Source organism: Streptomyces sp. Inha503 (assembly GCF_047215865.1).
Lineage (GTDB): Bacteria > Actinomycetota > Actinomycetes > Streptomycetales > Streptomycetaceae > Streptomyces > Streptomyces lycopersici.
Genome location: NZ_CP178360.1, coordinates 5064927 through 5079839, shown reverse-complemented (window position 1 = coordinate 5079839; position 14913 = coordinate 5064927). Strand labels below are relative to the sequence as shown.

Here is a 14913-nt window from a genome sequence, read left to right as displayed (position 1 = left end):
AACCCACGTGACACGCAAGACAGTGCGGATCGCCATGAACGGTGTGACCGGCCGGATGGGCTACCGCCAGCACCTCGTCCGCTCTCTCCTCGCCCTTCGCGAACAGGGCGGCCTGGACCTCGGCGACGGCACCGTGCTGTGGCCCGAGCCGCTGCTCGTCGGCCGCCGGGAGCACGCGCTCAAGGAGATCGCCGAGCACCACGGCCTCGACCCGGTCGCGGACGTCTCGACCGACCTGGACGCCGTGCTCGCGGACGACGGCGTCGACATCTACTTCGACGCGCAGGTCACCGCCGCCCGCGTGGAGGCCATCAAGAAGGCCATCGCGGCGGGCAAGCACATCTACACCGAGAAGCCGACCGCCACCGATCTGGAGGGCGCCCTGGAGCTGGCCCGGCTGGCCGAGGCGGCGGGCGTCAAGCACGGGGTCGTCCAGGACAAGATCTTCCTGCCGGGGCTGCTGAAGCTGAAGCGCCTCATCGACGGCGGCTTCTTCGGCAGAATCCTTTCCGTGCGCGGGGAGTTCGGCTACTGGGTCTTCGAGGGCGACTGGCAGGCCGCCCAGCGGCCCTCTTGGAACTACCGCGCCGAGGACGGCGGTGGCATCGTCTCCGACATGTTCCCGCACTGGGAGTATGTCCTCCACGAGCTGTTCGGCCCCGTGCGCACCGTCCAGGCGCAGGCCGCCACCCACATCCCGACCCGCTGGGACGAGCGCGGCAAGCCGTACGAGGCCACCGCCGACGACTCGGCCTACGGCGTCTTCCAGCTCGACGGCGGCGCCATCGCACAGATCAACTCCTCCTGGGCGGTCCGGGTCAACCGCGACGAGCTGGTGGAGTTCCAGGTCGACGGCACCGAGGGCTCGGCCGTCGCGGGCCTGCGCAACTGCCGCGTCCAGCACCGCTCGCACACCCCCAAGCCGGTCTGGAACCCCGATCTGCCCGCCACCGAGGCGTTCCGCGACCAGTGGCAGCAGGTGCCGGACAACGAGGAGTTCGACAACGGCTTCAAGGCGCAGTGGGAGCTCTTCCTGCGCCATGTCGCGCTCGACGAGCCCTGGCGCTGGGACCTGCTGGCGGGCGCGCGCGGGGTCCAGCTCGCCGAGCTGGGCCTGAAGTCGTCGGCGGAGGGCCGCCGGCTGGACGTACCGGAGCTGAGCCTGTGACCATCCACCTTCCCGCGCCGGGCGGTACGACCCGCCCCTACGAACCCCGCACCGAGCCGCTGTCGCCGGCCCCCGGGGCCCCCTTCACCTCCCGCGTCGTCTTCTCGGCCGCCCATGTGGTGGCCGACCCGTACGCCGATGTGACCCCCGACGGCCCGGCCGCCGTGGACTGGGACGCCACCCTGGCCTTCCGCCGCCACCTGTGGTCCCACGGGCTGGGCGTGGCCGAGGCCATGGACACCGCCCAGCGCGGTATGGGCCTGGACTGGGCGGGCGCCGCCGAGCTGATCCGCCGCTCGGCGGCCGAGGCGAAGGCGGTCGGCGGCCGGATCGCCTGCGGCGTCGGCACCGACCAGCTGTCCGCCACCGAGATCGGCTATCCGTACGGCCTGGACGAGATCCGGGCCGCGTACGAGGAGCAGCTGGCCGTCTGCGAGGAATCCGGCGCCCAGGCCATCCTGATGGCCTCGCGCGCCCTGTGCGCCGTGGCCAAGGGCCCCGAGGACTTCTCCGAGGTCTACGGCCATCTGCTGCGCCAGTCCGCCGAGCCGGTGATCCTGCACTGGCTCGGCCCGATGTTCGACCCGGCCCTGGAGGGCTACTGGGGCAGCACCGACCTGGATGCCGCCACCCGCACCTTCCTCGACGTCATCGCCGCCCACCCGGACAAGGTCGACGGCATCAAGGTCTCCCTGCTCGACGCCGAGCGCGAGATCGACCTGCGGCGCAAGCTGCCGGACGGGGTGCGCTGCTACACGGGCGACGACTTCAACTACCCCGAACTGATCGCGGGCGACGACCGGGGCTTCAGCCACGCCCTGCTCGGCATCTTCGACCCGCTGGGCCCGCTGGCGGCGGAGGCCGTGCGCAAGCTGGACACCGGCGATGCGGCCGCCTTCCGCGCCCTGCTGGACCCGACGGTGGAGCTCTCCCGCCACCTCTTCCAGACCCCGACCCGCTACTACAAGACGGGTGTGGTGCTGCTGGCCTGGCTGGCGGGCCACCAGTCGCACTTCACCATGGTCGGCGGCCTCCAGTCGGCCCGTTCGCTGCCGCATCTGGCGCGGGCGTACGAACTGGCGGACGGGCTGGGCCTGTTCCCGGACCCGGCGCTGGCCGAGACCCGCATGAAACACCTGCTGTCCGTGTACGGAGTCACCCAATGAGCCCCGTTGTGCCCCGCCTGAGCCTCAACCAGGAAACGATCAAACAGTGGTCGCTGCCCGAGCTGGCGGAGGGCTGCGCCAAGGCGGGCGTTACGGGCGTGGGCCTGTGGCGCGAACCGGTCCAGAAGTACGGCGTGGCGGCCGCGGCCGAACTGGTGCGCGGCGCGGGCCTGACCGTCACCAGCCTGTGCCGGGGCGGCTTCTTCACCGCGAGCGAGCCCGAGGCGCGCGCCACGGCCCTGGCCGACAACCGCCGGGCCATCGACGAGGCCGCCACCCTGGGCACCGACACCCTGGTCCTGGTCTCCGGCGGTCTCCCGCCCGGCAGCCGCGACCTCTTCGCCGCCCGCGAGCGCATCGCCGACGCGCTGGGGGAACTCGCCCCGTACGCCGCCGACCACGGCGTCCGCCTGGCCATCGAGCCCCTGCACCCCATGTACGCGTCCGACCGCTGCGTGGTCTCCACCCTCGCCCAGGCCCTCGACCTGGCCGAGCGCTTCCCGGCGGAGCAGGTGGGCGTGGTCGTGGACACCTACCACCTGTGGTGGGACGACACGGTCGCGGCCCAGATCGCCCGCGCGGGCGCGGGCGCCCGCATCGCCGCCTTCCAACTCGCCGACTGGGTCACACCGCTCCCGGAGGGTGTCCTGCTGGGCCGGGGCCAACTCGGCGACGGCTCGGTGGACTTCCGCTGGTTCCGCGAGCGGGTCGACGCGACGGGCTACACCGGCCCGATCGAGGTGGAGATCTTCAATCCGGACCTATGGGCCGGGGACGGCGCGGAGGTCCTGGCGGAGGTCGCCGAGCGGTACCGGACGCTGGTGCTGTAGCGACTGGATCGGGGTGTGTCGGGCAGGCGTGCGGCCAGGCGGCCGAACGCACCCCGGTGCGAGGAACTCCGAGACACGCTGAGCCATGCCCGGCGGCCATCGTCCGCACGGAGCCGCGGCGGACCTCCTGTGGTGCGGCGTGTCGAGATCTGGTGGAGCAGCACCTGACTGGGGCCGAAGACGGTGCCGCGCAGCAGTTCGTCGTGGCCGAGTTGGCCGGCGGTGGCCTGTGCCTCCGGGAAGGCCCGGGTTCACCCGGATCGGATCCGGAAGGGCGAGACGCTGCTCATTGACCCGGCCCTCCCGCTGTGCCAACGATTCAGTGTCCCGGTCAAAGCCGACCGTGAGGCGGAGCCTACGCCTGTGCCGGCGCATCGTTGGCGCAGCGGAATCCGAGGTTCCCCGAGGACGAGTCGGGGGTGTTCGAGGAGCGGGCGGCCACCCGGTAGCGGTTGCAGTAGGAGTGGTGGCACAGGTAGGAGCCGCCGCGCAGGACACGGGTAACGCCGGTTTCCGGGCCGAGGGGGTTTTCGGGCGGCGCCTCGGTGTAGTACGTGGGCGAGAACCAGTCGGAGCACCATTCCCACACGTTGCCCGCGGTGTTCCACAGACCGAAGCCGTTGGGGCGGAAGGATTTGACCGGGGCGGTGGTCAGGTGACCGTCTTCGGCGGTGTTGACGTCCGGGAAACGACCTTGCCAGATGTTGCAGCGCCAGCGGCCGTCCGGTGTCAGCTCGTCGCCCCACGCGTAGCGACGACTGGCCAGGCCACCGCGTGCCGCGTACTCCCATTCGGCTTCCGTGGGCAGGCGCTTACCGGCCCAGGAGGCGTATGCGGTCGCGTCGTTCCACGAGACATGGACGACGGGGTGATGACGCCGGTCGGCGGTGGTGGACCGTGGTCCTTCGGGGTGGCGCCACTGTGCGCCCCTCACGTTGATCCACCACGGAGTTCCGGCCGCACTGCCCAGTTGGTCGGCACTGGTCGCGGCGACAGCGAGGTGGAAGACCGCCGAGCTTCCATGGCGTTCGGCGTCGGTCACATGACCGGTCGCTTTGACGAACGCGGCGAACTGGGCGTTGGTCACCGCTGCCTCGTCCATGTAGAGGGGGCTGAGGCGTACTTGGTGCACCGGAGTCTCGCCGTCGGCGGGATAGCCCTCGTCGAAGGCGTCGCCCATGGCGAAGTCGCCCCCTGGCAGGCGGACCTGTCCCTTGGTGGACGGACAGCGGACAGCGGGGGCTCGCACCGGCGAGGGCGGTCCGGCGTCGGGCGTGGCGGCGCTCGGCGTGCAGCAGGGTCGGTTTTCGGTGGTCATGGATGCTCGTCGAACTCCTTCGCAGCCACGGCCCGCTCAGCCGGAGAAGGCTTCAGGACCTCAGCTCCTCGCGTTCCGTACCAGTTCGAGGTAGTGGTCCCAGTCCCAGTTGGCTCCGGGGTCGGTACAGATGGCGCCAGGCACCTCGTTGTGGCCCAGGATGTGGGTGCGGTCCAGCGGAATCCCATATCGCGCGCACACAGCCGCGGTGAGCGCCGCGGACGAGGCGTACATCTCCTGGGTGAACCAGGTGGGGCCGTTGGTCCAGCCCTCGTGATCGATACCGATGCTGCGGTTGTCGTAGTCGGGATTTCCGGCATGCCAGGCGATGTCCTTCTCCCGAACGCACTGGCAGATGTGGCCGTCGGCCGAGCGGACCACATAGTGGGCCGAGGTTTTCCGGTCGGGATTCCGGAAGATGGAGAGGACGTCGTCGAAGTGTTCATGCGTGACGTGAATGACCACGCGGTCGACTGGATCGCTGCCAGGGCGCCGCGCGGTGCGGTAGTTGTCGGGAGAGGCGGGTGACCATTGCGCGCCCGGGTAGTCGACGGTCACACGGGCAGGGGTTCCGCTGGCCGCGAGGCCGGTTCCGGGTGTGGCTGCCGTGGCCAGGGTGACCCCGGCGCCACACAGGATCGTACGGCGAGAAGGAAGGTGCAAGGGCATGATGTCTCCGGTGGGGAGAGTGAAGAGTTGAGCTTGCACGGTGAGGTGAGTCGCTGTCAGGTGCTTGTGCGGTCGCCCTTCAAGTCCGGTGCCAGTTGTGCCGGGGGAGGTTGGGGTCGTAGTTCCCGTCGGGGAGGTCGTCGGTGAGCCGGAGTGACCACCGCTGTAGTCGCTGCATGAGATCGGCTTGGACCTGTCGCAGCTTCGGGTCGTTCCATCGGTTGGTCAGTTCCATCGGGTCGGTGGCGAGGTCGTAGAGCTCGCCACCGCCGTCGACGTGCTGATGGATCTTGTAGTGGTCGTGCCGCAGCGCCCGCGACGAGCCGCTCTGGGTCACGCTGTTGAGCTCGTCGTATTTGGTGCCCTCGTAAGGGAAGTGCAGCTCGGGCCGGGCGTCCTCGGGATACGGCAGGCCGCCGTAGCCGCGCTCCGTGACGATGTCGGCGAACTCCGCGGCCGGGTAGTCCGCGCCGGTGAGCATCTGCCACAGGCTGCGGCCCTGGACGCCGAGGGGGATGCCTCGGCCGACTGTTTCGCAGAGGGTGGGGAAGATGTCGGCGATCGACACGAAGTCCCGGTCGTTGTCCCGGGACTGGATGTCGCAGCCGTGCACCACCATGGGGATGTGTGTCAGTGCCTCCGGCATTCCGGCGCCCTTGCGCTGGAGGCCGTATTCGCCCGCGTAGTCGCCGTGGTCGGCGACGAAGACCAGTAGGGTGTTCTCCCAGACGCCCTGCGCTTTCAAGTGGTCGACGAGGCGGCGTAGCTGGTCGTCGATGAGGCGGAGCATGCCGCAGTAGGTGGCTCGGTAGCGGCGGTGGAGTCGGTCGTAGCCGGGGCGCTTCTCCTCCACCAGGTCGCGGAGCCACTTGTACGCGCCACCCTTGTCCTCCGCGGCCTGGGGGCCGCAGGTCCGCTTCGGGACCTCGTCCTCGTCGAACAGCGAGAAGTACGGCTCCGGGGCCTGGTACGGGTTGTGCGGCTCGGGCATCGATACCCAGGAGAAGAAGGGCTTGTCGCGGTCCCTCGCGTCCACCTGCTTGATGGCGTCGGAGACGATCCGGTGCGCGAACTGGAGCTCCACCGGGAACGGGGTGGGTTCGCGAGTCGGCCCCATGTCGATGGAGTTCATCCATTGGGCGAAGGCGCGCTGTTCGGTGGTCGTGTCCGGCCCACTCACGTGTCCGTACGGGCCGGAGAAGGCGTCGAAGTACTCTGCCTTCCCGCGGTACATGTGCGTCTTGCCGGCGTAGAACAGCTGGTAGCCCGCGCCGCCCAGCACATCGAGCAGGTCGTCGCCGCGCGTCACCTCATCCGGGGTGGAGTTCTGCCGCACTCGGTGAGTGCTGGGCCAGCGGCCGGTGAGCAGGCTGGTGCGCGCCGGAACGCACGCCGGGGCGGTGGTATATGCGCGGCGGAACCGGGTGCCGTCGGCGGCCAGCGAGTCGAGGAAGGGCATGGTGTCGAGGGCGAACCCCTCGCCCGCGGTAAAGCCGGCGCGGTGCTGATCGGTCATCACGAGCACGATGTTCGGAGCGGTCGGGCAGGTCACGATGTCCCTTTCCGGTGCGGAGAACGACGTCGAAGCGGTCGGACGGCCTCAGTTCGCGCGACGGACATACAGGCGGTTGCCCTTCGGCCCGGTCCACTCCAGGCGGACGACGCCGGGGACAGCAGCGTCCGCGACGCGGGACGGGTCGGCCCAGTAGCCGAAGTTGGGATTGCGGAAGAATGTCCCCCACAGGTTGCCGTCGCGGTCGGTGAAGAAGTTGTTGTGGCCGGCGCCCACGCCTGCGGTCCAGCGCTTCGAGTACGGGCCCTCGAAGTGGTCCGCGACGGCGACGATGGCGTCGTACTGGTACTGCGTCCGGCCGGTGCCGGGCGGGGCGTAGGCGTAACGGGTGCTGCCGTCGGGGTTGGCCGACGTCCGGTCCCAGGCGGCGTGCACCAAGTAGTACCTGCCTCCGTGCTTGAAGACGTACGCGCCCTCCAGGTAGGGCTCGGGGGAGTAGGGGGACTGCTGGAAGCGCGGCAGGTTCGTCGTCGGGACGATGTCCTCCATGTCGTCGCGGAACTTCGCGTAGAAGTCGTTGTGCAGCACAAGCAAGGCGTCATCGCCCTCGGTATAGAGGCTGCCGTCGATGTGGTGGCGCGCGCCGGGCTCGATGAAGTCCGCCCCGCCGTCGTACGGGTCGCCGAACGGCTTGTCGAGATTGCCCTCGACAAGCCGGTAGGGGCCCTCGACCCCGCCCTCGCTCACGAGCATGAACGAACCGACCTTGCGGGAGTGGGCGCCCATGCACGCGACGAGGTACCACCGGCCGCGGAAGTAGTGGAGCTCAGGGGCCCACACCTCACCGCGCTTGCCGAACAGGTCGTCATACCAGTATTCCTGCCACGGCGCGACCACGGTGCGGCCGGGCCGGTTCTCACCGGCGAACTCCGGCGACCACACCTTGCCCTTTTCGGCGCCGGGCCGGATGCCGGTGGTGTCGGCCAGCCGCCACGGACCGTACAGCGAACGTGCCGTCCAGACGAAGATGCCGTCGTTCCACGGATCCGCCGTCTCCAGACCGGGCACGCGGGTAGTGCCCGTCGCCACGTAGAGCGGATGGCCGTGGACGGCGAAGCAGTTGACGTAGGTGTCTCGCATCCACACACGGCCGGGCTCCTCGTCGCGGGGACGGCGCTCGAGCGGGAGGACAAAGGAGTTGTCCCCGCGCGGCCACAGGTCGAGCCGGGTGTCGGCGAGGCCGTACGGTGAGGGATCGGGCCAGTTCGACGGGTAGTGCCCCCTCGGTGGACTGTCGGTGCGAACGTCGGCCACGGCCTGTGCCGCGGTGCCCAGCGTTCCGGTCATACCCGCCATACCGGCCATACCCGCCAGCAGTGACCGGCGGCCAATGGGTGACCCGTCCTCGGGAGCCGTGCTCATCAGTCGTACACCCCTTCGTCGTCACGGACGCCGGTGCTGCCTGCGGGCCAAGCCACCGGACCCGGCGGCACCGCCGCGCCCAGCAGCGCGAACAGGCGTTGTCGATGCCCTCGTCGGGCATGTCGGACTGCGTTCCTGGACGGCCTACGGCTCAGCTTGCGAACGCTCTGCGGTTTTCGTCAATAAGTCGGAGAATTATTCCGGGCCGCGGCGCACCGCCGCCAAGGGCTGCGGTCAGGACCCGGTCGGCGGTGACCGCCGCGAGGCCGTCCTCGCCGAGCTTGATGCACAGCCCCTGGTCGCGACGGTGTGGAGGTCGGCGACCGGGGTCGCCGCCTGCCGGGGATGCCCCTCGGCGCCACCCGGAAAGCGGCGGCGTTCCGCCTCAAGGGTGGTCGCGTTCGTCCTTCCGGTTCGTCGGCGATGGCGTGCGCGGGGCCGGTCACCTCCGGTATCGCTGCGCCACTGCCGCGAAGGCGGCCTTGGGTTCCCATTCCATGTCGGGGTAGGTCTGCCCCCGGCGCCCTTCGAGGAGTTTGACGATGCCCAGGCCGGCCCGGTCCAAGTCGTCCCTGGGGTCGCCGTCCGGGCGGTGCGGGTAGCCGGGCAAGGCGAACAGGAACACGAACGCGCTGTCCACGCCCTCGGTCTCGAAGATCTCCAGCAGTTCGCTCAGATATGCGGCCTGGCCGGCCTCGTCGCGCTCGTATATGCCGTTCAGCCGTACCGGGGCCCTGGTCTCCGGGTCGTGCTCGACCACTTCCAGCACCCGCCCACCGCGGTCGCCCGCGCCGCGGTAGGCCGCGGTGCCGAACCCGGTGATGGCGAGCGGCTTCGGGCCTTGGGCCAGGGTGCGCACCGCGTCCCGGAAGCGGTCGGCGACCTCGGCGGAGCGGATCAGCTCGAACGTCACCATGTCGAAGGGAGCCCAGTCGACCTGCTCGAACTGGATGGATGCGTAGGTGAGCTTGCCCTGGAAGCGTTCGCGGACGGTGGCCGCGGCGTCGCGGAGGAACGCGTTGATGCGCACGCCGAGCTCGCGCGTCGCCTCGGCCCGCCGCTCGGGTTGGCTCATCAGCCGCTCGACCCGCTCTTCGGGGCTCTCTCCGGGCAGGAATCCGCGGTTCATCACGCTCAGCTCGACCCCTGCGACGAACACGACTGTGGTTCCCTGTCGCCGGAGCCGTTCCGCCCGCTCGGCGCAGTCGCGGAAGAGCGTGAGGATCTGCTCCGGGTCCAGCTCCAGCGGATAGGGCGAGAACCAGACCTCGAGGCCGAGCTCGGCGGCGGCACCGGCGGCCAGCTCCAGTCGGTCCGGGTCGCCGCCGATGATCTGGATCGCGTTGCAGTGCAGGTCGTCGCGGATGATGGCGAGCTCGCGCCGGACCACCGCGGGGTCGAGGTGCTCGCGGGACATCTGGCCGTGCACGACGAATCCGGTGTCGTAGGTCATTCCTCTTGCTCGCATGGTGACGTCCTCTCTGTCGGGTCTCGGGTCCGTCGGTCTCGGGTCCGTCGGTCTCGGGTCCGTCGGTCTCGGTCGGGTCGAGGCTGACAAGAAAAGTGCGTGCGCGCAAGTTTGCGTGCACGCAGTCCTGTGTGGAACGCTGACACCGTGACGACACCACCCCCAGGGCTGCGGGAGCGGAAGAAGCGGGCCACGCGCGAGGCGCTACGCGAGGCGGCCCTGCGCTTGGCCGTGGAGCGCGGACCGGACCAGGTGCGGGTCGAGGACATCGCCGAGGCGGCCGGGGTCTCGCCGCGCACCTACAACAACTACTTCGCCAGCCGCGAGCAGGCGATCGTCTCCGCTGTCACCGCGGACCGTGAGGAGCGGATCGCGGCGGCGGTCGCGGCCCGGCCCGCAGGAGTGCGTCTGGCTGACGCCGTTACCGAAGCAGTGGTCGAGCAGTACACGAACACCGGTGAGCGCGAACAGGAGGCGCTGCTGCTGATCACTACCCGGACCGCGCTGCGCGCGGCGTTCCTCGATACCACCGCCGGTATCGAGCCCCCTCTCACGGCGGCGATCGCCGAACGGCTGGGTGACGCCGTAGCGCATACGGCCCGCGTTCTCGCGGCAAGCGTGGCCGCGGCGGTTCGCATCGCGCTGGAAGGCTGGCTCCGCCCGGCCGGGAACGCGGAGGCCGCCGGGGGTTTCGGCGCCGGAGGGCTGGTCGTGCCCTCCGGCTCACTGCCCGACCAGCTCCGCGCGGCGCTGGCCCCGCTCGCGCCCGCGTTCGACGCCGCCGAGCGACGTACTCAGCCGTGAAGTCGAGCGACGTACTCAGCCGTGAAGTCGACCCAACCGGCCGCCCGGGCGGAGGAACCTGGCCGATCGGACCGGAAGCATGGCCGGTCGGGCGACGCGGAGCCGGAGAACCTTGGCTAGCGTCCCTTTCGGCGGGTACCACCACGGAGGGGAAGGCACGATGGATCAGCACACGTCCGACCGCGACACCGGCGTGACCACCGAGTTCGAGAGGGACGTCCTCAAGCTGTTGCTGGAGGCGATGCGCGCGGTGGCCAAGCAGGAACGCGAGGACCTGGGTACGGAAAGCGTGCTGTATGCCCTCGTGTCGGGTGACTGGGCCGCGGGTTCCGCGATCGCACCCGGGATGCGGGCCTCCGGCTCGCTCAGCGCTTCGATCGGGACCCGGGGGACATCCGTGTGGGTCAGCGACGACGCGGGTGACGGCGCGGCGGGAAGCCCGGACGACGAGCGGGAGATCGACGCCTGCTGGCGGGGGGTCCGGCAGGAGGAGGCCAAGAGGCTGCGCTGGAAGAACCGGAAGAAGAAGGAGGGGGAGGAGCGGCAAAGCCTTGAACTCCCGCCGATGACCGGTGCGGTGCGGACCTGTCTGCGCAAGGCGCTGGAGGCCGCACGGGAGGAGGGCACCATTTCCGTGCGCGTCCGGCATGTGGCGCGCGCACTGGTCGAGCTGCCCGATACACGCGCCCGCGAGGCCTTGGCGGTGAGGAAGCTGGACGTCTCGGCTGCCTTGAGGGCGCTCGACGCGTTGCGGGGGAGCGACGAAGCGCCGGAGCCCACCGCGGTGTTGGTGCTGCGCAAGGCGGGGACGTTCGGGAAGAGCGGCAATCCGCTGACCCGGAAGTTCACCGCCTGGATATTCGGGGGCGGCGCCGGGTTCGGCTCCGCGGTCGTGGGCGTGGTGCTCTCGGAGGCACGACGGAGCGCGGTGCGGCGCGGAGCGTCGGAGGAGGAACCCGTCGATGTGCTGCTGGGCATTCTGGCGCTGGAGCGGTCGTTGACCGTCGCGGGGCGTGAGCTGCCCGAGAAGCTGACGGCGGCGAACCGGGGGGCGGAACTCCTGCGCCGGCACGGCGTACGGCAGGATGCCCTCACCCGGGTACTGCTTCCCACCACCGGGGTCGCGGAGGGGGAGCCCCCGGAGGTCGGCGACACCGCCGGCTTCGAACGGCGGCTCCTGCACGTCACGGAGCTCACCGCCTCCGCTCAGGGCTCGTCCACGGTCGGCACGACCCACCTGCTGGCCGCGCTGCTGGACGAGACCGGGACGGACGCGGAGTCCGCGGCGGAGATCGAGCGTGTGCTGACCGAGAGCGGGGCGGATGTCGCCGGGCTGCGGGCGGAGCCGGAGCTCCGGGTCCCGGGCGGAGCGGCCGAGGCCGCCTGAGGCCGCGGTGGCCCGCCAACGCGCATGACCAGCAGAGCCGTTGAGGACGGCAGCCATACGGAGGAAACCATGAGCCCGGCAGTGCGACCGTGGAGACGGATGCGCCGCGAGGCCGCCGCTATCCGGGAGGCGGTGCGCGCCGCGCCCCGGCGGACGGTCGTCACCGAGTCCGTACTCGCCGGTCTGGTCCTGCTGTGCTCACTGGTGCCGGTTCCGCTGATTCCGCCGGCCCACCCGGTGTCGGTGGCCCTCCTGGGGGTGTGGGCGGCGCTGCTCGTGCCCGCGCGGCGGATGTACCCGACCCTCACGGTGCTGTGCTGCGTGCCGTTGATCGCCGGGGACAACGTGTGGGCGATGGTGGTGGTGCCGTGCGTCGTGTGGTCCGCCGTGCGCCGCATCTCCCCCGCACGGCGCGCCTGGGCAGTGGTCGGGGCGAGCGGTGCCGGCGCCGTGCTCGTATCGATTGCCGCCCAATCCCTCAGCGGACTCCCGACGATGCCGTACCTGGCCGCCGGCGCCGGTATGGCCGCGCTGTTCATCCTGCTGCCCGCGCTGTCCGGCATGATGCTGGGGCGCCGCCGCCCGCTGACGAGGCTGCTGCGGGAACGCAACGCCTACCTCGAACAGAACCGCTTGCTCACCGACGAGGCGGCCCGCATGGAGGAACGGGCGCGCATCGCCTCCGAGATGCACGATCTGCTCGGCCACCGCATCGGCCTCATCTCGGTGCACGCCGGAGCCCTCCAGCTCGCCGCCGAACGACAGGCGCCCCCGCTGGCCTCCCAGGCCGAACTTCTGCGCACCACTGCCGGAACGGCCATGGACGAACTGCGCGGCATCCTCGGCGTCCTCCGTCACCAGCCCGGCGAGAACATCGGCGAGCGGGGGACCCGCGACGCTCTCTCGACCCTGGTCGCGGATGCCCGGAGCGCCGGAGCCGACGCCGAACTGCACTGGAACGCGACCAGGCAGGCGGACACGGACGCCCGCAGCCGTCAGGCCGTCCACCGTGTCACCCGCGAAGGACTCACCAACGCGCTGAAGCACGCGCCCGGCGCGCCCGTCCGCGTGACGTTCCACGACGAAGGGGAAGCCCTGGTGGTCACCGTCGTCAACGATGCCCCGCCGGTGCCCCGTCCGCCCGGGGACGGGAACCGCAGTGGACTCATCGGCCTCCAGGAAAGGATCAGCCTGCTCGGGGGCGCCCTCCACGCCGGACCGCGCCCGGAGGGCGGCTTCGTCCTCTCCGCCCGTATACCCGTCCGGCCCGACTCGCCGCCCGTGTACGCCACTTCGCCCGCGCCGGTGTCCGGCGGGGCGGGCTCCCGACCCCCGCTGTCCACGGATGTCCTCACGTGGCCCCGCCTCCTGGGCGGCGGCTGCGCGGCGATGCTGGTGTTGCTGCCGACGGTCGCATGCACGATCGCCCTGCTGATCATGGCGGTTCTACACTGAACCCGTGATCCGAGTCCTGATCGCCGACGACGAGGCGCTGATGCGCGCCGGGATCCGGCTTATCCTGGAGAACGACGACGAGTTCCTTATCGTGGCCGAGGCACAGGACGCCCGCGAGGCCGTCGAAGCCTGCCACCTCCACCCCGTCGACGTCGCCCTCCTCGACATCCGCATGCCCGGAGACGGCATCGCCGCCGTCGCCGAGATCACCCGGCATTCGTCCCGCACCCGGGTGGTGATGCTGACGGCCTTCGGCGAGGAATCGACCGTTACCAGCGCCCTGCGCGCCGGAGCCCACGGCTACCTCCTCAAGGACACCGGCCCCCGCGACCTCATCGACGCCGTACGCCGCGCCGCCGCCGGAGAACCCGTTCTCGCCCCGCAGGTCACCCGCCAACTCGTCGACTTCCGGATCCGGCTGGGCCACGGCAGCGACGCCGCATCACGTCGGATCGCGGACCTGACACCGGCCGAACGGGACGTCCTCCGACTGCTGGGCACCGGGCTCTCCAACGCCGAGATCGCCGCACAGCTCCACCTGAGCTCCGGCACGGTCAAGGCCCACATCAGCAGCATCCTCACCCGCGCCCACTGCACCAACCGGGTCCAGGCGGCGGTGCTGGCGCAGGAGGCGGGACTGCTCGACTGAGTCAGCGTGCCGGGGGAGTGGCCCCGGGACCGGTGTTGGGCGCGGTTTCGGGGGGTGAGGTCGGGGAGGGCTTGGACGTGGGCGAGCCGTGCGTCGAGGGCGCCGAGGTGGCCGGAGGCGTGCGGGGGTCCCGGGCGGGCGGTGTCGGATGCGGGCGGTCCGGGGAGCCGGACAGCAGCAGGAAGGCGACGGCCGCCGCTGCCGCCACCGTCACCGCGACGGCGGACACGACCCGCCGGACCCGCCGCCTGCCCCAGGCCGGGCCGGTGGGGGGACGGTACGGGGACAGATCGTGGGCGTCGATGAGCCGCGCACGGGCGTCGAGCGCGGCGCGCAGCCGTTCCTCGATGGGGGAGGGAGTGCTCATCGGGCCGCCTCCAGCAGTTTCTCCAGGGTGACGAGCGCACGGCTCGCGGTCGACTTCACGGTGCCTCGGGAGACGCCCAGCGCCTCGGCTATCTGGGCCTCGGTCAGCTCCGACCAGTAGCGCAGCACCAGCACCTCGCGCTGGCGCGGGGTGAGGTCGGTGAGCGCGTCGAGGACCTGGCGGTGCTCCTCGGCGAGCAGCAGCGGCTCGTCCACGGGCGCCCCCGGTCCCTGGTACGGCGGGGTGTACGCGCGTGCCGTACGCCGTCGGCGCAGCACCGAGCGGGCGGCGTTGACCACGGCGGTGTGCAGATAGGCATGGGCGTCCTGGAGGCTGTCCAGCCGTGAGCCGTGCCGGCGGCAGACGGCGGCGAAGGCGTCCTGGACGACGTCCTCGGCGGTGTGCAGGTCGTCCACCAGGAAGACCGCCAGCCGGATCATGTCCAGCCGCCGGGCCCGGTACAGATCGTCCAGGGTCGGACCGGGCTCCCCGTCGCCCCGGCCGCCCACCGGCCGCAGCGCCCGCAGCCGCCGCCCGGCGCGCGGTGTCCCCACCGGGGGCGTCGAGGCGGTCGTCCGGGCACGGCGGAGCAGCCGGGCCCACCAGGGCAGGACAAGAGTGAGCTGCATCGTCCTCGTTCACCTCATCGGTGCGGCGGGACCGGCTCCGGATCCGGCCCCGCCCCACCCGTGGTCGG

14 protein-coding genes are annotated in these 14913 nt (G+C 71.0%); 7 read left to right on the top strand and 7 right to left on the bottom strand.

Features of this window, described 5'->3' with window-relative positions:
- Positions 1–7 precede the first annotated feature (7 nt).
- The 3 genes from ACJX2R_RS20725 to ACJX2R_RS20715 are packed head-to-tail and all read left to right on the top strand — an operon-like array spanning position 8 to position 3164.
- The gene (locus ACJX2R_RS20725) at positions 8–1168 is read left to right on the top strand and encodes a Gfo/Idh/MocA family protein (protein ID WP_413101348.1); all 1161 of its coding nucleotides are present in this window, start codon (positions 8–10) and stop codon (positions 1166–1168) included.
- Complete coding sequence (locus tag ACJX2R_RS20720; RefSeq protein WP_413101347.1) at positions 1165–2334, top strand: dihydrodipicolinate synthase family protein; 1170 nt, start codon at positions 1165–1167, stop codon at positions 2332–2334. Before ACJX2R_RS20725 ends, ACJX2R_RS20720 begins: the two co-directional genes overlap by 4 nt.
- Positions 2331–3164 (top strand): sugar phosphate isomerase/epimerase family protein, encoded by an 834-nt coding sequence (locus ACJX2R_RS20715; RefSeq protein WP_413101346.1) that lies wholly within the window; start codon positions 2331–2333, stop codon positions 3162–3164. Before ACJX2R_RS20720 ends, ACJX2R_RS20715 begins: the two co-directional genes overlap by 4 nt.
- Positions 3165–3519: 355 nt before the next feature.
- On the opposite strand, the gene ACJX2R_RS20710 is transcribed toward ACJX2R_RS20715, so the two are convergent.
- The 5 genes from ACJX2R_RS20710 to ACJX2R_RS20690 all read right to left on the bottom strand — a co-directional run bounded on the left by ACJX2R_RS20710 (position 3520) and on the right by ACJX2R_RS20690 (position 9539).
- A complete protein-coding gene (locus ACJX2R_RS20710; protein WP_413101345.1) occupies positions 3520–4482 on the bottom strand; it encodes a formylglycine-generating enzyme family protein in 963 nt (320 codons plus the stop codon).
- Positions 4483–4542: 60 nt separating this feature from the next.
- A complete protein-coding gene (locus ACJX2R_RS20705; protein WP_413101344.1) occupies positions 4543–5151 on the bottom strand; it encodes an N-acetylmuramoyl-L-alanine amidase in 609 nt (202 codons plus the stop codon).
- Positions 5152–5230: 79 nt separating this feature from the next.
- Entirely contained in the window at positions 5231–6703 is a 1473-nt protein-coding gene (locus ACJX2R_RS20700) for a sulfatase (protein WP_413101343.1), read from the bottom strand.
- Positions 6704–6751: 48 nt separating this feature from the next.
- Positions 6752–8086: a family 43 glycosylhydrolase gene (locus ACJX2R_RS20695; protein WP_413101342.1), complete on the bottom strand. Its 1335-nt coding sequence runs from the start codon at positions 8084–8086 to the stop codon at positions 6752–6754.
- A gap of 442 nt (positions 8087–8528) precedes the next feature.
- Complete coding sequence (locus ACJX2R_RS20690) at positions 8529–9539, bottom strand: hypothetical protein (RefSeq protein WP_413105913.1); 1011 nt, start codon at positions 9537–9539, stop codon at positions 8529–8531.
- 162 nt (positions 9540–9701) lie between these two features.
- On the opposite strand from ACJX2R_RS20690, the gene ACJX2R_RS20685 reads away from it, so the two are divergent.
- The 4 genes from ACJX2R_RS20685 to ACJX2R_RS20670 all read left to right on the top strand — a co-directional run bounded on the left by ACJX2R_RS20685 (position 9702) and on the right by ACJX2R_RS20670 (position 13849).
- Positions 9702–10358 (top strand): TetR/AcrR family transcriptional regulator, encoded by a 657-nt coding sequence (locus ACJX2R_RS20685; RefSeq protein WP_413101341.1) that lies wholly within the window; start codon positions 9702–9704, stop codon positions 10356–10358.
- A 160-nt stretch (positions 10359–10518) separates the two neighbouring features.
- Positions 10519–11745 carry a Clp protease N-terminal domain-containing protein gene (locus tag ACJX2R_RS20680; protein ID WP_413101340.1) on the top strand — a complete coding sequence of 409 codons (1227 nt, stop codon included), beginning with the start codon at positions 10519–10521 and terminating at the stop codon, positions 11743–11745.
- Positions 11746–11814: 69 nt separating this feature from the next.
- Positions 11815–13200 (top strand): sensor histidine kinase, encoded by a 1386-nt coding sequence (locus ACJX2R_RS20675; protein WP_413101339.1) that lies wholly within the window; start codon positions 11815–11817, stop codon positions 13198–13200.
- Between the two features lie 4 nt (positions 13201–13204).
- Positions 13205–13849: a response regulator gene (locus ACJX2R_RS20670; protein WP_413101338.1), complete on the top strand. Its 645-nt coding sequence runs from the start codon at positions 13205–13207 to the stop codon at positions 13847–13849.
- 1 nt (position 13850) lies between these two features.
- On the opposite strand, the gene ACJX2R_RS20665 is transcribed toward ACJX2R_RS20670, so the two are convergent.
- Both ACJX2R_RS20665 and ACJX2R_RS20660 read right to left on the bottom strand, forming a co-directional pair.
- Positions 13851–14216, bottom strand: a complete 366-nt coding sequence (locus tag ACJX2R_RS20665; RefSeq protein ID WP_413101337.1) for a hypothetical protein — start codon at positions 14214–14216, stop codon at positions 13851–13853.
- Positions 14213–14845: a SigE family RNA polymerase sigma factor gene (locus ACJX2R_RS20660; RefSeq protein ID WP_413101336.1), complete on the bottom strand. Its 633-nt coding sequence runs from the start codon at positions 14843–14845 to the stop codon at positions 14213–14215. Before ACJX2R_RS20660 ends, ACJX2R_RS20665 begins: the two co-directional genes overlap by 4 nt.
- Between the last annotated feature and the right edge of the window lie 68 nt (positions 14846–14913).